The following is an 18965-nucleotide window of genomic DNA, read 5'->3' as shown; positions in this document are numbered from 1 at the left end:
TTTTCCGGGGGGGTGCCGCGGGGGGGCTTGGAAACCCACCCGCCCCGCGCGGCGGCCGTCGTCGCCGTGCCGGTTCAGTCGCCGTGCCGGTTCAGTCGTTCGGGACCGGCGGTGCGACGGGCGTCGTCCGCGGCGGCGGCCCCGCGTCCACCACCCGCCGGGAAACCCACACGGCGATCAGCACGTACGGCAGCCACAGGATCAGCACGGTGCTGACGAGGTCGTTGAACGGCCAGCGGATGTTCCTGGCCGGTCCGAGCGACACGCACGCCCACACCACCATGAAGGCGGCCGGGATCGCGAACAGCGGCGGGTTGGGCACCCGGAGCAGGCGGGCGACCAGCGGTCCCGTCACCGCGACCGCGACCGGGATGGCCAGGACCGCCAGGATCAACGGTCCCAGGTCCGGCAGGCAGGCCAGGTCGCTGTCGCAGGGCGCGTCGTCGGCCTTGACCAGCGCGATGATCGCGAAGGCCACCGCGGCGGCCGCGACGGTGCTGGCGACACCGATCGCGAGTCCGCGCAGCGCCGCCAGCGCCAACGTCCGCGCCGGCCGCCCGTGTCCCACGCTCACGTCGGGACCCCGCTCGCCCACCATGGTTGGCCACTATGCCATTCGGGGGCGTTTCCCATCTGTCCCGCGTGGCAGACTGTCCCGGGCATCGCAGCCGTGGAGGTGGACGGGTTTGGACCGGACGGCAGGGTACGCGGACAGCTGGCATCGGCAGCCGGTGCCGCCGCCGCTGGACGGTCGGGCGACGTCCGCGCAGGCGGCGGTGGTCGCGGCGGTGTGGCTGCTCGCGGACTGGACCCGTGACGGCACACCCGGCTGGCGCGGCGAATGCGCCATCGGCACCGCACCCGAGCGCACCGTCCAGCCGTGGTCACAGCCCCCGTCGCCGACCGACGTCGCCGCCATCGGTGGCTTCTCCGTGCAGCCGGCGTCGGCGAGCGTGCTCATCGGCCTGGTCCAGCCCGGCGTCAACCGCCCGTATGAGGCCACCCGCCCGCCGGCGGAGGTGGCCGCCGAACTGATCGCCCTGCTCAGCGACCGGATCCCGGTGACCGACCCGCGCGGCCACGCCCTGGTCGCGCACCTCGCCGGGCTGTTGACCGGCCCGTACACGGACCTGCTGCGCGTCTCCACCGGCGGCGACGAGCTGCACCTGATCCTGCGCGACTCCGACGGACGGACCCTGCGCCTGACCGTGGCACCGGCACCCACCACCGAACCGCCGCCGGTCGTCGCGGCCGACGGCGCCGACGCCGCCCTGCGCACCCGGCTCGCGTGCCTCATCACCCTGCTCAGCACCCAGCTCTGGGTGAACAACAACAACCCCGTGACGTTCCGGGTCTGGGCCGGCCCGCGCGGCGCCGCCGACCCGCTCGCCGCGGCCACCGACTGGTGGACCCGCACCCGCGAGGACGAACCCGACGAGGCACCCCAGCTGCGGCCCGTCACCGCCGAGGAGCTCGACAGCGGCCTGTACACCATCGTCCGCAGCTCCCTGCTCGACCTGTTCGACGGCAGCTGGAGCGGCATCGAGGAGTGGCCGCACGTCCCGCCGGAGCATCTCACCCGGCACCTGTACCGGGACCTGCTCGACCTGCTCCTGGCGCGGACCGCCGGCCCCGACGGCCCGCCGCAGCTGCTGTGCGCCGGCTACCTGCCGGTGAACGGGGTGGACGACGACGACCTCGAGGACGAGGGCGACTACTTCGGCACCGTGGTGTTCGTCGGCCCGACCGACGTCGCGGTCCTCGACCTCGACCTCACCTGCTGAGACCCGCGATGGACACACGGTTCCAAGCGCACGCCGTCAGCCAGTACACGACCACCACCGCCAACCTCACCGCCCGCATCGCGCTGCACGGCTACGGCACGAACCCGCAGGACTGGTTCTCGTGGTTGGACGAGCGGCTCCCCGTCGCCGGCGACGTCCTCGAGGTCGGCGCCGGCACCGGCAAGCTGTGGACCCACGTCGACCACGCCGCCCGCGGGCTCAACCTCACCCTGACCGACTTCTCCCCTGCCATGTGCGCGCAGCTGCGCACCGTCCCCGGCGCCCGCGTCCTGCGGTGCGACGCGGCCCACCTGCCGTTCCCCGACGCCGGCTTCGACACCGTGGTCGCCAACCACATGCTGTATCACCTCGACGACCCGGCCGTCGCGCTGCGCGAGTTCGCCCGGGTGCTGCGCCCCGGCGGCCGGCTCGCCGTCGCCACCAACGGCACCGACCACCTCGACGAGCTCGACGCCATCGGACCCGCCATCGGGCGCCCCGAACTCATGCTCGATGCCGCCAACAACGACTTCAGCGCCGAGACGGGACCCGCCCAGGTCGCCTGCTGCTTCACCGGCGTCACCGTCGAGCGCTACCACTGCGACCTCGACATCCCCACCGCCGAACCGATCGTCGCGTACCTCAGCAGCATGACCGACGAGCCCCTCACCCCCGGGCAGCACGCGGCCGCCCACGCCCTCGTCCAGTCTCAGATCGACGCCGCCGGCAGCTATCGCATCCGCAAGCACAGCGTCCTGATCACCGCGTCCCGCTGACGCCTCCCCCGGTCGGCGCCGGCACGCCGAGGTTCGGGTGGGTTGCCGTCGGCTGTGCGGGCAGGGTCACCGGTTTCGCGGGCACCGGGTGCCGGGAGCGTGGTTCGCTACCGGTCGAGGATTGGCGGCGAGCCGGCAGCGCGCATGCCGGGCGGTGGAGGACCAGATGGGATTCGGTATCCGGCTGGCGCCGGGCATCCGGCTGTCGGCGTCGAGCCGTGGCCTGCGGATGGGAATCGGGCCGCGGATCGCGCGGGTGCACGTGGGTGCCGGCCGGACCGGCTTCTCCTCCGGGATCGGCCCGATCAGCTACTACACCAGCGCGGGCGGGCGGCGTCGACGCAGCACGGGCGGTGGCCGGGCGGGCGGTGGCCGGGCCGGCGGCGGCCCGACCCGCGCGCAGATCGCACAGCTGCAACGCGACGCTCGCCGGCAGGCGGCCGAAGAGGCATACGACGCCCTGGTCGCACTGGAGCACCGGCTGACGTCACTGCACACGGAGGTGTTCCCGACGACCGTCGCACCGCCGGACGGCGGGCCCGAACCCGTCGACGCGGCGGCAATGTACACCTGGCTGGAACAGCGCGAGCTCGCGGCGCTCGGCCGGTTCGACTTCAGCGGCCGGAGGGAGGCGAAGCGGCGGGCGCAGTCGATGCTGGCCGCCGAGATCGCGGCGGAGCAGGCCGCCCGTGCCGGCGCCTACCAGGCGCAGCGGGCCACGGAGCTGGCCGCCTGGACGGCGCTGGTCGACAACGATCCGGGCGCTGTGCTCGACGCGCTGGAGGCCGCGTTCGCCGACAACGAGTCCGAGGCGGTCGGCATCAACTGCGAGCCGACGCCGGCGGGTGCCCTGGTCAGCCTGGTCGTGATGGTCGGCACCGCCGACGGTACGCCGGACCGCAAACCGACCCGGACGGCCGCCGGCGCGCCGTCGAGCGCGAAGCGGACCAAGAAGGACCGCGCCGACCTGTACACCCGATGGCTCGCCTCCACGGTCCTGGCCACCGTGAAGGAGGCATTCGCGGTGGCGCCCGGTGTCACGGACGCTCAGGTCCTCGTCATCCGGCGGGACCCGGCGGCTGCCGATCCGGCCGGCTACCTGAGCGCGGTGTACGCCGGCAGGTTCCAACGGCAGCGCCTCACCGGCTGGAACTGGAACGCCGTCGACCCCGTGGAGGAACTGCTCCGCGCCCCGGACGCGAGGCTGACCCGCAAGGGCGCCAGCCTCGAGATCGCGGCGCTGAACCTCAGCGACGAACCCGAACTCGCCGCCGTCCTGGCGGCCGTCAGTGCCGCCTACGCGGGCGGCCAGACGCTGGCCGACGTCGCCGAGCGGCCCGGTCCACCGGCTTTCCACATCGACGACGTCACGCTCGCGCCGATGGCCAAGGGCGCGAACCTGCCCGCGCCGACGGCCCCGGTCACGGTGACGCTCGCCTGGGACCCGGCGACCGCCGGCGCGGATCTCGACGTGAGCGCGCTGCTGTGCGGCGGCGACGGGCGCGTGCTGCACCCGGACGCGATGGTCTTCTACAACCAGCCGGTCGGGGCCGGCGGCGCCGTGCGAGCGACCGGCCGGGACCAGCCGAGCGCGGCGTCGTCCACGGACAGCATCGCGCTGGACCTGCCGCGCCTGCCGCCGGACATCGTGAAGGTCGTCGTGGCCGTCAGCCTCGACGGGTCCGGCGCCGCCGCGCTCGCCGGGGTCCGCCGGCTGCGGGTCGTGGTCACCGCCGATGCCGAGGTCGTCGCCGTCTTCCCGCTGGCGGGCCTGACGAGCGAGACCGCCGCGGTGGCGATCGAGGTGTACCGCCGCGACGGTGGCTGGCGCGTCCGTGCCGTGGGGCAGGGCTGGGCGGACGGACTCGCCGGCCTCGCCCGCGACTACGGCATCGACGTCGACTCCTGAGGTCCGCTTTGGTCCGTGGTGGGGTGGGCGGCAGGATGGACGGATGACGACGGTCCGGCGGTTCGAGGCGGGCGACGCTCCCGCGGTGGCGGGGCTCATCGGGCGGTGCCTGCGGGAGGTCAACAGTCGCGACTACCCGGCCGAGATCATCGAGCGGATGTGCGCGCACTTCGACCCGGACCGGATCGCGGCGCTTGCCGGGCAGCGGGAGATGTTCGTCGCCGACGCCGTCGGGACAGCCGAGGCCGGTCGGGTCGCCGGCACCGGTGGGGTCGCCGGCACCGTCTCCCGGGACGGCAACAAGGTCTACACGATGTTCGTCCGGCCGGACCTGGCGGGGCGCGGCATCGGGCGGCTCCTGATGCGGCACATCGAGAGCCTGGCCGCCGCCGAGGGGCACGGCTTCATGGAGACCGGCGCGAGCATCAGCGCGCACCGGTTCTACCAGCGGCTCGGCTACGTCGACGTGCGCACCAGCGAGACCGAGTTCGGCCTCAACTTCATCCTTCGCCGGCCGCTGCCGTGACCGGCAGCGCGGCGTTGCCGTGGGTGACGCGCAGGTAGTAGCCGTCCGGGTCGGCGAGCCGGAAGTCGTGCAGCCCCCATGGCCGCAGCTGGAGCGGCTCGGCGACCGCCGCGTGCCGCCGGCAGTGCTCGTGGAGGGCTCGCAGCTCGTCCAGCCCGTCGACCTCCAGGACGATCTCGACGCCGGCGCCCTTGTCGCGGGCCAGCCGCTGCCGGGTGAAGCCCGGACCGGCACCCGTCTCGGGCAGCTTGGCGATCGGGCCGAGGCCGAGCACGACGAGGCCACAGACCAGGCTCACGTAGTCGTCGGCACGTCGCTCCACCCGGAACCCGAGCACGTCACGGTAGAAGGCGACGCTGGCGTCCAGGTCCACGACGAACAGTTCCATCCGAAGCCGCATCCTTCGATGGTCCTCTACTCGAGGCCGCGCAGGCCCGCCTCGGCGCACTCGTCGTCGTGCTGGGGCTGGCCGCCGCTGACCGCGATGGCGCCCAGGACCGTGTCGGCGCGGCGGATCAGCAGCGAGCCGGCACCGGCCAGGATCGGCCGGCCGGCCACCTGGTCCAGCTGGCCGAACAGGGCGGGCCAGGCCTGCTGCATGTCGCGCAGCGCCGCGCCGTCGCGGCGGATGAGGGCAACGCTGGCCGCCTTGCCCGTGGCGAGCTGCGCCGACAGCGGCGGGGCGCCGTCCATGCGGCCGAGCGCCTGCAGGTGACCGCCCTCGTCGACGATCGCGACCGTGACGTGGCTGCCCAGCTCACCGGCGCGGCGGTGCGCGCGGGCGATGAGTTCGTGCGCCTCTTCGAGGGTGACCGGCATCGTTCCTCCATGAGTGGACAGCTGTCCTTGCATGGACGACCGTATTCCTTGGGTACCGGTGGGCGCAAGTACCCGCGGCTGGGATGATCTGGCCATGGACAGCGCCCCCGCCGGCCCTCGCCGCCCGAACGCCCGCGGCCAGGGCGAGCGGCTGCGGGAGGAGATCGTCACGGCGGCGGTGCGGATGCTCGACGAGCTCGCCGAGGACGAGACGATGTCGCTGCGAGCGATCGCCAGGGCGCTGTCGATCTCACCGACGTCGGTGTACCTGTACTTCCCGGACCGTGGCGCGCTGGTCCTCGCCGCCATGCAGCGCTGCCACGAGGACATGCTGCGGGCCGCCACCGAGGCCGCGGGCCGGCACAAGGACCCGGCGGCGCGGCTGCGGGCCCGCATCCTGGCGCAGGCGGCGTGGGCGCAGGCGAACCCCGGGCTCTACAAGGTGATGCACGAGAGCGAGGTCAGCCGGCAACCGGGCATGCCGTTCAAGGAGGCGGTGCTCGCCGGCACCGTCGCCGCCGTGCAGGAATGCATGGACGCGGGACAGGCTCCGGCCGGCGACGCGCTGACCGTCGCGCTCGACCTGCGCGCCGCGGTCGTCGGCACGCTGTCGCTGCGCATCAACGAGCCCGGCCTGCCGTGGCCGCCGCTGGCCGAGCAGGTCGACCGGTTCCTCGCCGGCCTCGTCGGGCTGTGAACGGACGGCGTTACTTCTGGTAGCCGTTGTTGTCGCAGGTCCGGCGCTGCGCGACGCAGTTCTTGGTGCGCTTGTTCATGGTGGTGACGTCCCACACCACGAACGCGTCGCCGTGCATCGACGAGGCACTCTTGCCCTCCTTGTCGGAGGAGAGGTAGTAGCCCTGCGGGGTGCCCTTCGCCCCGTACTGGATGTCGAAGGTGATCGCCGGGATCCGCACCGGGTGGCTGGACGGGCAGCCGCTGCCGGAGCCGAACGCCATGTGGTCCTTGTGGTTGGGGCTGTCCAGGTGCTCGCCGTCCCAGCAATCCGGGAACTGCAGCATGAAGTGCAGCGTGGCGGGCTCGCCGCAGATGGGCCAGTTGCCGTTGCTGCTGCGGGCGACGCCGTCGAGGTCGCCGGGGCCGTAGAAGGCGCAGTAGAACTGGCCGGTCGAGCCGCGCGGGGTCGGCTGCTGCTTCTTGGCGTCGCCGGCGATGATGCGCAGGCCGTTGGGGATCGGCATCATGCCGGTCGAGGTGCTCCGGAGCGACCGGTAGTAGACCCGGAACCCCGTGGTCTCCACCGGCTTGCCGGAGGCGATGTCGTAGAGCGTCGGCACCCAGTACGAGGAATGGTCCAGGACGGGCTTGCACGTGGTGGCCGTGAACTTCGTCAGGTCGCCGGCCGTGGTGTTGGCGTTGACGGCCTTGTTGCCGACGAAGGAGTGCATGTGCGAGGAGCCCGCGAGGCCGGGGAAGACGATCGGGTCGTCGGCCAGGGAGTGGCTGTACTGGCAGTCCGCCCGGAACTCCGGCAGGTTGCCCACCCCAGCCGGGACCGGGTCGACGGCGAGGGCCTTGTACGCGTCGGACTGCGCCTTCCAGGCCGCGCGGTCGACCGGGATCCAACCGCCAACGGCGGCCTTCTGCGTGGCGGCGGCCGACGACGCCGCGGAGGCCGACGGCGCGGCCGAGGCGGAACCGGTCGCGGACACACCGGCCGCCGCACCGGCCTGCGCCTGCCCGGCCGGCGGTGCGGTGTAACCGGCGGCGTTGTCCACATTCGACGGTTCGGGCCCGGCGGACGCGTCGGCGAGGTACACGGCCACGACCGCGACGACGATCGCGGCGACGGCCGCCCCGGCCACCATGCCCCGCCTGCCCCGGGCGAGCCGTCCCAGCAGGCCGGGACGCGGCGTCGGGTCCGCGTCGGGTTCGTGGAACGAGCTGTACGACACGGACACTCCCCAGCGGGCACGGCAAGCCGATCGGACGATCACGGCCGCCGGTATGGTAGGCGCAGTCCACCGGCGCCCGGAAGGTTCCTAATCCGCGCTTAAGGCCTGGGAAAGACACCCGGCGACCCGCACAATGGTCGCGTGCAGACAGACGGGTCGGTGTGGGACGAACTGGTGACGCGATTCACGGCGAGCGGGCTGCCTGTTCCGCCGGTCCCCGAGCCCTTTCGGCCCGCGCTGCGCACACCTCAGCCATGGTGCTGGAGCACGCGTGACATCGATCCGATGCTGATGTATCTGTTCGAACCGGGGTTCCTGGCCGACGTCCTCGCCGGACGCGCACCCGACTACGCCGCCGTGAGCCACGCCGGCCACGGCACCAACTCCTACGCCGTCAACTACCACCTGGTGCACGGCAACCTCGCCGTCCTCATGCAGGTCGGATGGGGCGGCATCTACACCGACAATGCGGCCGCCGCGCGCCGGCTCGGCAACCTGTGGCGGCGGTGCGAGGCGCTGCACGGCCTGGCGGACGGCCGCCGGATCGTCTGCGTGTACAGCGACATCCGCGGTGTCTCGGCATGTGGACCGGCCGGCGGCGACGTGAACGGGTTTTTCGCCGCGCACCACACCGTCGGCGAGGCGGCGTTCGACACGGCGGAGCGGCTCCTCGCCTGACCCGGCGTCAGGCGGTGCCCGTGCCGTTGAGGTAGCTCAGCACCGCCAGGACGCGGCGGTGGCCGGTGTCGGTGACGGCGAGGCCGAGCTTGGCGAAGATGTTGCCGATGTGCTTGTGCACCGCGTTGTCGGTGATGACGAGGTCGGCGGCGATGGTGCGGTTGTCGTGGCCCTGGGCCATCAGCGCGAGCACCTCGCGTTCGCGTGGGGTGAGGGCGTCGATCGGGTCGCCGGCGCGGCGGGCGAGCAGTTGCGCGACCACCTCGGGGTCCATCACGGTGCCGCCGGCCGCGACCCGGTGCAGCGCGTCGACGAACGTGTCGATCCGGCTCACCCGGTCCTTCAGCAGGTAGCCGACGCCGGCGGTGGTGCTGGACAGCAGTTCGGCGGCGTACTGCTGCTCGACGTACTGCGACAGCACCAGGACCGGCAGGTGGGGTTGTTCGCGGCGGGCCTGCAGCGCGGCGCGGATGCCTTCGTCGCGGAACGACGGTGGCAGCCGCACGTCGACGATGGTGACGTCGGGGCGGTGGTCGCGCACCGCGGTGAGGAACGCCGCCGCGGTGCCGGCGATGGCGGCGACCTCGAACCCCTCGCTGGTGAGCAGCAGCTCCAGCCCGGAGGCGAGCAGGACGTTGTCCTCGGCGATCACTATCCGCACGGCAGCTCCAGGGTGATGGTCGTCGGCCCGCCGGGCGGGCTGTCGACGTCGACCGCGCCGTCCAGCGCGAGGACGCGGCGGCGCAGCCCGACCAGGCCGGTGCCGCGCCGGTCGTCCGCTCCCCCGGTGCCGTTGTCGGCGATGACCACGGTCAGGCGGTCCCCGGCGCGGGTGACCGTGACCGCCGCCGCGGTCGCGTGGCTGTGCTTGACGGTGTTCGTGAGGGCTTCGGCGACGGCGAAGTAGACCACGGCCTCCACCGCCGCCGGTACCCGTCCGAGCTCGCCGAGGTCCAATGTGGTCGCCACCACGCAGCGGGCCGTCACCGCGTGTAACGCGCCGGCGAGGCCGCGGTCGGCGAGGATCGGCGGGTACACGGTCCGGATGACCTCGCGCAGTTCCGTCATCGCCTCCTCGGTGCCCTCGTGGGCCTCGCGCAACAGGCCCGCCACGAACCGCAGGTCGGCCGGGTCCCCGGACAGTTTCCGCCGGGCCACGGCCAGCCGCATCGCGATCGCCACGAGCCGGGCCTGCGTGCCGTCGTGCAGGTCCCGTTCGATCCGGCGCAGTTCGGCGCCGTGCGCGTCGAGCACGTCCGCGCGGGTCCGGGTCAGCACCGCGACCCGGTCGGTGAGCTGCTCCACAGTGGACGGGGTGAGCACCGCGAGGCAGAGCCGGGCGTGCCCGCGGGCGACCGGCGGGAGGACCAGGCACGCCAGCGCGACGAGCAGGACGATCTGCAGCGGCCCGAGGGTGAGCGCGGTCGTCCAGTCCGGGACCGGCACGTCGATGAACAGCCGGGGTCGCTCGTCCCACTCGAACGCCCACCACAGCGGCACGGCGACCGCGGCGACCACCACGTTGCCCAGGCACAGCAGCGCCGCGAGGCCGGACGTGACGCCGGTCGCCGCGTGTACCGGCAGCCACAGCAGGTCCCGGCGGCTGCCCGGGTCGGCCCAGGCGGCGCGTACCGTCGCGGTCGCCGCCGGACGGGGTGCCGGCAGCACGCCGAGCAGCGCGCCGGCCCGCCGCCGGTGCAGGTCCGCCCAGCTGCGGGCCAGCCGCGGGTGCACCAGCACGGGCAGCGCCAGGACGGTAGCGATCCCGGACAGCAGCGACTTCAGGAGGTAGATCGCGCCCCGCCATGCCCGCCACGCCCGCACCGTCACACCGTCCACTGTGGCGCACGCCGGCCGTCGACCGCACTACAGCGGGCTGTAGTCCATTTCGGGCAGCCGGCTGTATCGGTGCCGCGCGGCCCGAATCCTAGCGTCGGGGCCATGACAACGACGTACACCTCCAGCAGACGCCGGCGCATCAGCATCTCCGTGGCCGTGGGACTCGCGACCCTGGCCGTCGTGGGCGGCGCCGTCCAGCCGACCTGGGCGGCGGGCTCCACTTCGGACCGGTTGCAACGGGACACCGGCGCGATCCGTGCCCTTGGCGTGACCGGCGTCCAGGTCCAGGTGACCACGGCGGGCGGCCGCCGGATCGTCGCCACCAGCGGCGTCGCCGACGTCGGCTCCGGCCGGCCGGTGCCGTCCGACGGGCGGTTCCGGATCGCGAGCACCCGCAAGTCCTTCACCGCCGTCGTGGCCCTGCAGCTGGTCGGCGAGCACCGGCTGTCCCTGGACGACACCGTCGAGCGGTGGCTGCCCGGCGTGATCCAGGGCAACGGCAACGACGGCCGCCTGATCACGGTGCGGCATCTCCTGCAGAACACCAGCGGCCTGCACGACGACCTGCCCGGCTACACCTCGCCCGCGGAGTACCTGGAGCAGCGCTACGACGTGCACACACGGGAGGAACTCGTCGCGCGGGCGATGCACCACCAGCCGGACTTCGCGCCCGGCACCGCCTGGGCGTACTCCAACACGGGCTTCCTCCTCGCCGGCATGCTCATCGAGCGGGTCACCGGCCGGTCGCTGCGGCAGGAGATCACCGACCGGATCGTCCGCCCGCTCGGCCTGCGCGACACCACCTGGCCGGGCGTCTCGCCGTCCCTGCCACGCCCGCACGCCAACGCATACGAGCTGTTCCCGACCGGTGAGCTCGTCGACGTCACGTCGCAGGTACCGGGGGATCCCGACAGCATTGTGTCCACCACCGCGGATCTCGACCGGTTCTTCCGCGCGCTGCTGAGCGGCAAGCTGCTGCGACCGGCGCAGCTGGCGGAGATGCGGCGCACCATGCCGGTCAGCGCCGACGTCGAGCTGGTCTGGCCCGGCGGCCGGTACGGGCTCGGTCTGGTCCAGCGCCCGCTGCCGTGCGGCGGCTTCTACTGGGGCCATGACGGCGGCGACGCCGGCTACATCACCGTCACCGGTGTCACTGCCGACGGCCGCCGCAGCGCCATGGTGTCCATGTCGACCGCCCTCGGTGACTCGTTCGATCATCTGCTCCAGCAGCAGCACACGGCCGACACCCTGGTCCACAACGCGCTCTGCGCCCGCCCGTAGCTCGCCCGGGGGTTCAGGCCGCGAACCCACCGTCGACGCTGAACGCGGCGCCGGTGATGTAGCGGCCGCCCTCGCCCGCCAGATGCGCGACCGTGGCGGCGATGTCGTCGGTGGTGCCGTAGCGGCCGAGGGCGGTGTGGCCGCTGAACGCGGCGGCCTGGGGACCGTCGGCGGGATTGGCGTGGGTGTCGATCGGGCCGGGGTGGATGACGGTGGCGGTGATGCCGCGCGGCCCGAGGTCGCGGGCGAGGCCCTTGGTGAGGCCGGTCAGCGCGGACTTGCTCATGGTGAACAGGGTCATGCCCGGGCCGGGCACGCGTTCGGTGACGCAGGTGCCGATGGTGATGATGCGGCCGCCCTCGCCCATGTGCCGCGCCGCCGCCTGGCAGGTGAGGAACACCGCCCGCACATTGACCGCGAGGGTCCGGTCCACCTGCTCGAGGGTGATCCGGTCCAGCTCGCCGCGGGCGAAGTGGGCCGCGTTGTTGATGAGGATGTCGATGCGGCCGAACCGGGAGACCGTGGTGTCGACGGCGCCGGACGCGGCCCGCGGGTCCTGCAGGTCGGCATGGATGGGCAGGGCCCGCCCGATGCGCTCGGCGAGCGCCTGGGCGGCGTCGGCGGCGGTGGCGTACGTGAACGCGACCGTCGCGCCGTCGTCGGCGAGGCGTTGCGCAACCGCGGCGCCCAGCATCTACGCCTGCTTCGGCTCCAAGGAGCAGCTGTTCCGGCAGGCGGTCGAGTTGTACGCGGCGACGTACGGTATGCCGCCGCGGCACGCGATGGAGTCGGCGCCGACCGCCCGCGAGGCGATCGGCGCCATGCTCGGCGCCAACGCCGACGCCTTCACCGACCCCGCGACGCCGCCCGGTTGCATGGTCGTCCTCGCCTCGGTGGCCGGCAGCGGCAAGAACCCGGACCTGCAGGCGTTCCTCGCCGACCGGCGCCAGGACATGCACGCCGCGATCCTGGCCAGGCTGCGCCGGGGCCTGGCCGACGGCGACCTGCCCGCACAGACCGACGCCGCGGCGCTGGCCACGTACGCGATGACCGTCCTGCAGGGCATGGCCCTGTACGCCCGCGACGGCGCCACCCGCGCGGATCTGCAGACGGTCATCACCTGCGCGATGGCCGCCCTGGACCACGCTGCGGCCGGACACCCCTGACGCCGGCGCGGCTGTCAGTCGTGGATGCTGCCGAACTCGCCGAGCGGGTCGCTGGCGGTGCCGTGGATCGCGCGGATCCGGCCGGGCAGGTGGCCGCCGATGGGGGTCCCGGCCAGCAGCCGGGCGGTCAGGTACGGGTCGAGCCCGTCGTACCAGCCGAGCAGCCAGTCCACGTACCGCCCGTGGGCGGCGTAGTAGGGCACGATGCCCTCGTCGGTCTGCACCATCCGGACCAGCGGCGGGTCGCCGGCGCGCAGCCGGGCGGCGTCCTCGGCGCACACCGGGACCCTGCGCCGCGCGCCGCCGCTGCCGGGCGCCCACTCGACCTCCGCGGCGGCGGGTCCGTGCACCGGGCTGAACAGGCAGGCCGGCTCGTCGGTGCCGGCGGCGGCGCGGTTGGCGCGGCCCATCGCGGTGGTGGCGGCACGCATGTTGTCGGCCCAGCTCTCGTTGGCGGCGAACAGGTCCACGGCCCGCTCGGCGGCCCGCACCTGCGCGGTGGCCTCCTGACTCGCCGCCGTGGCCGGCCGGTCGCGCAGCGCCTGCAGGTCCTCGCGGAGCACGACGACCATGAGGGCCCGCTCCCGTTCCCAGTCGGCCGCGAACCCATTGAGCAGGGCACCTTGCGAGAACAGCCCGAACCCGCCGGACGCGCCGCCGGGCGCCGCCGCCCGGAGGTTGGCGCGCGCTACGACCACGGTGACGCCGACGGCGAGCAGCACCGCACCGACGACCACCGCGATGATCCAGACCTCCACGCGCAGCACCTCTCAGGACTTCGGACAGCGGGCGCTGAGCGTACCGAAAAGATCGCGCGGACCCGGTCGGATGGCCGACTCTCCGCCGGCTGCGGTGGTATTTCCCGGCGGGCGCTCAGGCGTCGATCTGCATCCATTCGATGGGGCGGCCGGTCTCCCGCTCGACCTGGCCGGCAACGGCGACGACCGGACGCGACGCCATGTCCTGCGCCATCGGGCCCGCGGGACATGGGCGGGACCAGCGGAGGGCAGGTCCGGACACACTTGACATCATCTATGTGAGCGATAACACTCATCCAACAGGCGGCCGCCCCCGCCGGGAGTTCCGACAGCACCGCCATGCAGCGGGTACCTGGCGCTTCATGCCCCGATGACGCGCGATCCAAATGTGAACGCTAACATCCGCCTCGCTGGCAGCGTGTCCCCGCCACGTGCCGCGCTGCCGCACACCCCCCGAAAGGCGCACCATGGATCTCTGGTCTTTGCGGCCGCTGCGACGGACGATCGTCGCTGCCGCCGCCACGACGCTCGTCGCGGCGGCGCTGGTCGCCCTGCCGAGCACGGCGCAGGCGGCCGGCACGCTGTCCTGCGACATCTACGCGAGCGGCGGCACCCCGTGCGTCGCCGCGCACAGCACCACCCGGGCGCTCTTCGGCGCGTACAACGGCTCGCTCTACCAGGTGCGGCGCTGGTCCGACGGGGCGACGGCGAACATCGGCGTGCTCAGCGCCGGCGGCTACGCCAACGCGGCGGCGCAGGACTCCTTCTGCAACGGTACGTACTGCACGATCGTGCGCATCTACGACCAGACGTCGCGGCACAACGACCTCACCATCGCACCCGGCGGCGGCGCCAACCCCACCGCCGACCAGGGCGCGAACGCGGCGGCGCTGCCGGTGACCGCGGGCGGGCACAAGGTCTACGGCGTGTACATCTCGGCCGGCAACGGATACCGCAACAACGCGACGAACGGCATCGCCACGGGCAGCCAGCCCGAAGGCATGTACATGGTGACCGAGGGCACGCACGTCAACAACCGCTGCTGCTTCGACTACGGCAACGCCGAGACCAACAACCTGGACACCGGCAACGGTGACATGGACGCCATCTACTTCGGCACGCTGTGCTGGTTCTCGCCGTGCGCGGGCGGGCCACGGGTCGCCGCGGACCTGGAGAACGGGCTGTTCGCCGGCGGCAACGGCTCCTGGACGGCGAACACCGGCCGCAACAGCGCGTTCGTGACCGCGATGCTGAAGAACAACGGCACCACCACGTACGCCATCAAGGACGGCAACGCGCAGTCCGGCGGCCTCGCGACCCGCTACAACGGCGGGCTGCCCACCCAGTCCGGCTACCGGCCGATGACCAAGCAGGGCGCCATCATCCTGGGCATCGGCGGCGACAACAGCAACGGGTCCGTCGGCTCCTTCTTCGAGGGCGTCATGACCAGTGGCTACCCCAGCGACGCCACCGAGAACGCCGTGCAGGCCAACGTCGTGGCCGTCGGCTACAGCAAGAGCGTCACGTTCCCGGTCAACGGCGCCACCTACCGGCTGACGAACCTCGCCAGCGGCAAGGTCCTGGACGCCGTCAACTGCGGCACCGCCAACGGTACCCAGATCGACGTGTGGCAGTCGCTGGGCAACACGTGCCAGCAGTGGCGCTTCAACAGCGTCGGCGCGAACAAGTGGACCGTCACGAACGTCAACGCGAACAAGGTCCTCGACGCGGTCAACTGCGGGCTCGCCCTCGGCACGGCCACCAACCTGTGGCAGTCGCTGGGCAACACCTGCCAGCAGTGGGCCGTCATCCCCGCGGGCAACGGCCGGTACGAGCTGGTGGTCGAGAACAGCGGCATGGTCCTGGACGACCAGAACTGCGGCACCGCCAACGGCACCAAGGTGCAGCTCTGGATGTGGCTGAACAACACCTGCCAGCTCTGGCAGATCGCCGCGTAACGCGCACGCTGTGGCGCGGCGGCCCGGCCGCGCCACAGCGTGGTGGGTCAGCTTCTCAGTGGAACCGCTGCACGAAGGTCAGCGCCGTGTCGCAAACCTCGCGCCAGCCGCCGTCGATGGTCAGCGAGTGTCCCCGGCCCGGGATCTCGACGATCTCGGTGACGCCCGGATTGTCCTTCTGCTGCTTGTACGAGGCGTTCGCGATGGCCCACGGCACGGTGTGGTCCTTCTCACCGGAGATGATCAGCAGCGGGCCGCGGTCCGGGTTGTCGGTGTCGACCTTCACCTCGGTCCACGGGTTGAGGTTCGCCGCCGCGGCCTGGAACAGCGGCTCCCCCGGCGCCGGCACGGCGAACGTCGTGTACAGCTCCCGCGCTTCGTCGTCGGTGACGGCGTTGGCGAACGCATACCGGAACTGCTCATAGGTCAGCGGCACCGCCCGGTGGTAGTTCGCCGGGTTGCCGAGCACGGCACTGGCCGAGCGCAGCGACGAGATCGGCAGCGGCAGCACCCCGCGGAACGGGGCCGGGTCGACCGCGACCGACGCCGCGGACAGCCCGCGCCCGGCGGTGATCTGGGTGATGAGGCCCCCGAACGAATGCCCGATGACGGCCGGCCGGCGCTCCAGCTTGCCGATGAGGTCGCAGAAGTGGTCGGCGACCTGGCCGACGCTCTTGCCAGCGAACACCTCCGGATGGGCATTGGCCTGCTCGACGGTGTCGGGGTCATCGGGCCAGCCGGGGACGATCGGCGCGTATCCGGCCTCGGTGAACGCGTCGACCCACCGCTGCCAACTGCTGGGCAGCAGCCACAGGCCGTGGATGAAGACGACCGGCGGGCGGCCGCCGGCGTTGGCCGCCTCGATCTGTGCGAGGTCGCTGGTGGGACTCATGATCGCAGCCTATGCCCGCACGGGGCTGCAGGAGTTGGCGTCGCGCGCACACCTCGTGGTGATCCGGGGCCAGTTCCGGGACGTCGTTGTCGTCGTTGACCTGCGCGTGGCACCGTGGACCGGTGCAGGCGACCCTCGACACCACTGCGCTCGCCCCCCGCGACCGGGCGGAGGCGGTGCGCACCCTCGTCTGGGACAGCGTCGTCAGGGTCGACATCGACCACCGCGTGCCCGTCGCGGACATGTCGGTGTCGCTGGCGCTCGGCCAGGCCGGCGACCTCGGCGTGTGCGCGACACGGGCGACCGCCTCCACGATCCAGCGCACCCCGCGGCTGGCCCGCCAGGACAGCGACCCGGTCGTCTTCGTCGGCCTGCAACGCTCCGGCACCAGCATCGTCGTGCAGCATGGCAGGGAGGCAGTCCTGCGGCCCGGCGATTTCGCGGTGTACGACACCGGCTCGCCGTACACACTGCTGTTCGAGGACGGCATCGACGCGACGTTCTTCCGCATCCCGCGCGCGGCCCTGGCCCTGCCCGACGCCGCGATCCGCGACGCCAGCGCGGTGCGCATCGGCGCCGGCAACCCCCTCGCCGCGCTGACCGCCGGCTACCTGGCCCGGCTCGCCGACGATCCGGCCATCCTCGGCGGCACCCACCGTGCGGCGGTCGCCGCGCCGACGGTCGAGCTGATCCGCGCCGCGGTGACCGTCCAACTCGGCGACGACCAGCTCAGCCGCGACCCGTTGCACAGCACGCTCTCCGCCCGGATCATCGCCGACATGCACGCCCACCTGGCCGACCCGGCGCTGTCACCGACGACCGTGGCCGCCCGGCTGCACATCTCGGTCCGCTACCTGCACCGGGTCCTGCAGCGCGACGGCATCCGGTTCGGCGACTGGGTCCGCCACCGCCGCCTCGAGGGCACCCGCCGCAGCCTGGCGGACCCGGCGTTCGCCACGTCGACGGTCGGCGCCGTCGCCCGCCGCTGGGGCTTCACCGACCCGACCCACTTCAGCAAGGCGTTCCGCGCCGCCTACGGCATGACCCCACGCGAATGGCGCGCCCTGCATCAAGCCGCCCGCACGCACCCGACCTGAGCCGGTCAGCCGGACGAGCTACGCCACGGCGACCGGTCGTACCCCACCGCCTGGCCCGCGGTCACGGCGGCGTACGCGTTTGCCAGGAAGCCCTTTGCGGTGCACCGGCGCGATCTTGCGGTGGTGCTCAGGCCGAACGAGCCGAACACGCCGTAGAGTTCGATGATGGCGAACGAGTCCGGCGGTGCTGAGGCCGGCTTCCGCGACATCACGTGCTCCTTGTGCGACCGGCACAACCGGGACGTTCACATGGTCGGCGCCCGGGACGGGCTGATCATCTGCGCGGTGTGCGTGGCCCGGTGCGCGGAGGTCCTGGACGCCGACACCGGGCTGGAGAGCCCGGCGGGCGGCTGGACGAACCGGTGGCCGGCCAAGCGACAGGTCAGCTCTTGACGGAGCCGGCCATCAGTCCGCCGATGAACCAGCGGCCGAGGACGATGTAGACGAGCAGGGTCGGCAGGGACGCGATCAGCGCGCCCGCTATCGAGGCGGCGTAGTCCGGGGAGTGCGCTCCTGCGAGGGCGTTCAGACGAGCCTCAGCTCGATCGGGACCGTGTTCTCCGGCGTTGGGTTGTCCCTGCCGGACGGGCCGAGGTACAGCAGCTGCAGCACGTACGCGCCGGGCTGCGGCGGCGCCTTCACCGTGAACCAGATCCACAGGTCCCGTTCGCGCTGGTCCTGACCGAGAATCTTGGTGGTGTGGCTCTCCGGGGCGAGAGTGTCGCCGTCGGGCTGCTGGAGCCGGAAGTTCACCGGGCGCAGGTCCTGCCCGCCGTAGCCGACCTTGCCCAGCGGCCGCACGTCGAACCGGCAGGCGACGTACCGGTAGCCGTCCTTGACCTGGCTGTGGGCGTCGGCGACGCCGTCACCGTCGAGCAGGTCGGCGCGCAGCGTGCACGACAGCCCGTCGAACTGGAGCTTGCCGACCGTCTTCGACACGGCCGGCAGCAGCTCGCGCGGCTCGAACGTGGTGGCCGGCGCCTGCGCCCCGAGCGGGACGACGGCCATCGCCTCGGTGCCCTCGCCGATGGTGATGGTGCCGGCCTTGAGGTCGCCGACCTTGTCCGGGTCGATGCTGAAGCGGAACCGGCCCGGGGACGTCGCCTTCGCGGGCACCTGCCCGGCGTCGAAGAGCTGACCCTTGGTGTACTGCTGGCCGCCGCTGCCGTACGTGGCGTAGATGCCGCGCTCCAGCCGCCTGGTCGACAGGTTCTCCACCTTGACGTCCGCCGTCAGCGTGCCGTCGTCGAACGCGCTTGCCGGCGGCTGGTAGGTCACCGCGCCGAACGTGAACTTGGCCGCCGCGTACCAGACGACCTGGGACACGGTGATCGACTGCGCCCTTGGCGGCTTGCCGGCGCCCGCTGCCGTCGTGCTGCCGGGTTGCCGGCTGCCGTCGTCGCCTGAGCGGCCGGCGTTCGACTGGTGTTGGATGGCGTACCCCGCGGCGGCGAGGACGATGACGGCGGCTACCGCGGCGGCGGCCCGGCGCAGGGTCCGCAGCCCTGCGGTGCCGGGCCGGTGCGGCGGAACCCGCCAGCCGGCCGCATCGGCGGACGTCGCGGC

At 72.8% G+C, this 18965-nt stretch carries 22 protein-coding genes and 1 pseudogene; 11 read left to right on the top strand and 12 right to left on the bottom strand.

The genetic code is table 11. The features are described 5' to 3' along the window. Nucleotides 1–91 precede the first annotated feature (91 nt). Nucleotides 92–574: a hypothetical protein gene (locus AB0K00_RS41560; RefSeq protein WP_363533010.1), complete on the bottom strand. Its 483-nt coding sequence runs from the start codon at nt 572–574 to the stop codon at nt 92–94. A 112-nt stretch (nt 575–686) separates the two neighbouring features. Between AB0K00_RS41560 and AB0K00_RS41555 the strand changes: the two genes are divergently transcribed. The 4 genes from AB0K00_RS41555 to AB0K00_RS41540 all read left to right on the top strand — a co-directional run bounded on the left by AB0K00_RS41555 (nt 687) and on the right by AB0K00_RS41540 (nt 4995). Beyond that, nucleotides 687–1784 (top strand): hypothetical protein, encoded by a 1098-nt coding sequence (locus tag AB0K00_RS41555; RefSeq protein WP_363533007.1) that lies wholly within the window; start codon nt 687–689, stop codon nt 1782–1784. Between the two features lie 8 nt (nt 1785–1792). Further along, entirely contained in the window at nt 1793–2560 is a 768-nt protein-coding gene (locus AB0K00_RS41550) for a class I SAM-dependent methyltransferase (protein WP_363533004.1), read from the top strand. 166 nt (nt 2561–2726) lie between these two features. Further along, nucleotides 2727–4469 carry a TerD family protein gene (locus AB0K00_RS41545; protein WP_363533001.1) on the top strand — a complete coding sequence of 581 codons (1743 nt, stop codon included), beginning with the start codon at nt 2727–2729 and terminating at the stop codon, nt 4467–4469. 43 nt (nt 4470–4512) lie between these two features. Continuing rightward, on the top strand, nt 4513–4995 hold the full coding sequence (locus AB0K00_RS41540) for a GNAT family N-acetyltransferase (protein WP_363532998.1): 483 nt from the start codon (nt 4513–4515) through the stop codon (nt 4993–4995). On the opposite strand, the gene AB0K00_RS41535 is transcribed toward AB0K00_RS41540, so the two are convergent. Both AB0K00_RS41535 and AB0K00_RS41530 read right to left on the bottom strand, forming a co-directional pair. Next, on the bottom strand, nt 4970–5395 hold the full coding sequence (locus AB0K00_RS41535; protein WP_363532995.1) for a VOC family protein: 426 nt from the start codon (nt 5393–5395) through the stop codon (nt 4970–4972). The two genes, AB0K00_RS41540 and AB0K00_RS41535, sit on opposite strands and share 26 nt — an antisense overlap. Before the next feature lie 14 nt (nt 5396–5409). After that, the gene (locus AB0K00_RS41530; RefSeq protein ID WP_363532992.1) at nt 5410–5814 is read right to left on the bottom strand and encodes a heme-binding protein; all 405 of its coding nucleotides are present in this window, start codon (nt 5812–5814) and stop codon (nt 5410–5412) included. A gap of 94 nt (nt 5815–5908) precedes the next feature. Here AB0K00_RS41530 and AB0K00_RS41525 point away from each other — a divergent pair, with 94 nt between their 5' ends. Next, complete coding sequence (locus tag AB0K00_RS41525) at nt 5909–6511, top strand: TetR/AcrR family transcriptional regulator (protein WP_363532989.1); 603 nt, start codon at nt 5909–5911, stop codon at nt 6509–6511. A gap of 10 nt (nt 6512–6521) precedes the next feature. Here the strand turns inward: AB0K00_RS41525 and AB0K00_RS41520 are convergent, their stop codons facing one another. Then, nucleotides 6522–7730, bottom strand: coding sequence for a DUF1996 domain-containing protein (locus tag AB0K00_RS41520; RefSeq protein ID WP_363532986.1), 1209 nt, complete (start codon nt 7728–7730; stop codon nt 6522–6524). Nucleotides 7731–8015: 285 nt separating this feature from the next. Between AB0K00_RS41520 and AB0K00_RS41515 the strand changes: the two genes are divergently transcribed. After that, on the top strand, nt 8016–8408 hold the full coding sequence (locus AB0K00_RS41515; RefSeq protein WP_363532983.1) for a hypothetical protein: 393 nt from the start codon (nt 8016–8018) through the stop codon (nt 8406–8408). Between the two features lie 7 nt (nt 8409–8415). On the opposite strand, the gene AB0K00_RS41510 is transcribed toward AB0K00_RS41515, so the two are convergent. After that, the gene (locus AB0K00_RS41510; RefSeq protein ID WP_363532980.1) at nt 8416–9069 is read right to left on the bottom strand and encodes a response regulator transcription factor; all 654 of its coding nucleotides are present in this window, start codon (nt 9067–9069) and stop codon (nt 8416–8418) included. Further along, entirely contained in the window at nt 9060–10238 is a 1179-nt protein-coding gene (locus AB0K00_RS41505) for a histidine kinase (protein ID WP_363532977.1), read from the bottom strand. The genes AB0K00_RS41510 and AB0K00_RS41505 overlap by 10 nt, the downstream gene beginning before the upstream one ends. 111 nt (nt 10239–10349) lie before the next feature. On the opposite strand from AB0K00_RS41505, the gene AB0K00_RS41500 reads away from it, so the two are divergent. Continuing rightward, the gene (locus AB0K00_RS41500) at nt 10350–11528 is read left to right on the top strand and encodes a serine hydrolase domain-containing protein (protein ID WP_363532974.1); all 1179 of its coding nucleotides are present in this window, start codon (nt 10350–10352) and stop codon (nt 11526–11528) included. A 13-nt stretch (nt 11529–11541) separates the two neighbouring features. Here the strand turns inward: AB0K00_RS41500 and AB0K00_RS41495 are convergent, their stop codons facing one another. Continuing rightward, nucleotides 11542–12222 (bottom strand): SDR family oxidoreductase, encoded by a 681-nt coding sequence (locus tag AB0K00_RS41495; protein ID WP_363532971.1) that lies wholly within the window; start codon nt 12220–12222, stop codon nt 11542–11544. On the opposite strand from AB0K00_RS41495, the gene AB0K00_RS41490 reads away from it, so the two are divergent. Then, nucleotides 12164–12694 (top strand): TetR/AcrR family transcriptional regulator, encoded by a 531-nt coding sequence (locus tag AB0K00_RS41490; RefSeq protein WP_363532968.1) that lies wholly within the window; start codon nt 12164–12166, stop codon nt 12692–12694. The genes AB0K00_RS41495 and AB0K00_RS41490 overlap by 59 nt on opposite strands. 14 nt (nt 12695–12708) lie before the next feature. Here the strand turns inward: AB0K00_RS41490 and AB0K00_RS41485 are convergent, their stop codons facing one another. After that, entirely contained in the window at nt 12709–13452 is a 744-nt protein-coding gene (locus tag AB0K00_RS41485) for a hypothetical protein (RefSeq protein ID WP_363532965.1), read from the bottom strand. Nucleotides 13453–13919: 467 nt separating this feature from the next. On the opposite strand from AB0K00_RS41485, the gene AB0K00_RS41480 reads away from it, so the two are divergent. After that, nucleotides 13920–15410, top strand: a complete 1491-nt coding sequence (locus AB0K00_RS41480) for an arabinofuranosidase catalytic domain-containing protein (protein WP_363532962.1) — start codon at nt 13920–13922, stop codon at nt 15408–15410. Between the two features lie 55 nt (nt 15411–15465). Here AB0K00_RS41480 and AB0K00_RS41475 read toward each other — a convergent pair whose 3' ends face one another. After that, complete coding sequence (locus tag AB0K00_RS41475) at nt 15466–16302, bottom strand: alpha/beta hydrolase (protein ID WP_363532959.1); 837 nt, start codon at nt 16300–16302, stop codon at nt 15466–15468. 122 nt (nt 16303–16424) lie between these two features. On the opposite strand from AB0K00_RS41475, the gene AB0K00_RS41470 reads away from it, so the two are divergent. Further along, complete coding sequence (locus AB0K00_RS41470) at nt 16425–17399, top strand: helix-turn-helix domain-containing protein (RefSeq protein WP_363532956.1); 975 nt, start codon at nt 16425–16427, stop codon at nt 17397–17399. Between the two features lie 5 nt (nt 17400–17404). Here AB0K00_RS41470 and AB0K00_RS41465 read toward each other — a convergent pair whose 3' ends face one another. Further along, a complete protein-coding gene (locus tag AB0K00_RS41465; protein WP_363532953.1) occupies nt 17405–17608 on the bottom strand; it encodes a hypothetical protein in 204 nt (67 codons plus the stop codon). Nucleotides 17609–17648: 40 nt separating this feature from the next. Between AB0K00_RS41465 and AB0K00_RS41460 the strand changes: the two genes are divergently transcribed. Beyond that, a complete protein-coding gene (locus tag AB0K00_RS41460; protein WP_363532950.1) occupies nt 17649–17792 on the top strand; it encodes a hypothetical protein in 144 nt (47 codons plus the stop codon). Here the strand turns inward: AB0K00_RS41460 and AB0K00_RS41455 are convergent. Both AB0K00_RS41455 and AB0K00_RS41450 read right to left on the bottom strand, forming a co-directional pair. After that, nucleotides 17782–17928, bottom strand: a pseudogene (locus AB0K00_RS41455) (carbohydrate ABC transporter permease); the annotation flags it as partial. The gene AB0K00_RS41460 and the pseudogene AB0K00_RS41455 sit on opposite strands and share 11 nt — an antisense overlap. Then, nucleotides 17925–18965 (bottom strand): hypothetical protein (locus AB0K00_RS41450; protein ID WP_363532947.1); only part of this gene is annotated, 1041 nt, incomplete at its 5' end. The gene AB0K00_RS41450 and the pseudogene AB0K00_RS41455, both read right to left, overlap by 4 nt.

Source organism: Dactylosporangium sp. NPDC049525 (assembly GCF_040676755.1).
GTDB lineage: Bacteria > Actinomycetota > Actinomycetes > Mycobacteriales > Micromonosporaceae > Dactylosporangium.
This window is presented reverse-complemented; position numbering and strand designations above follow the sequence as displayed.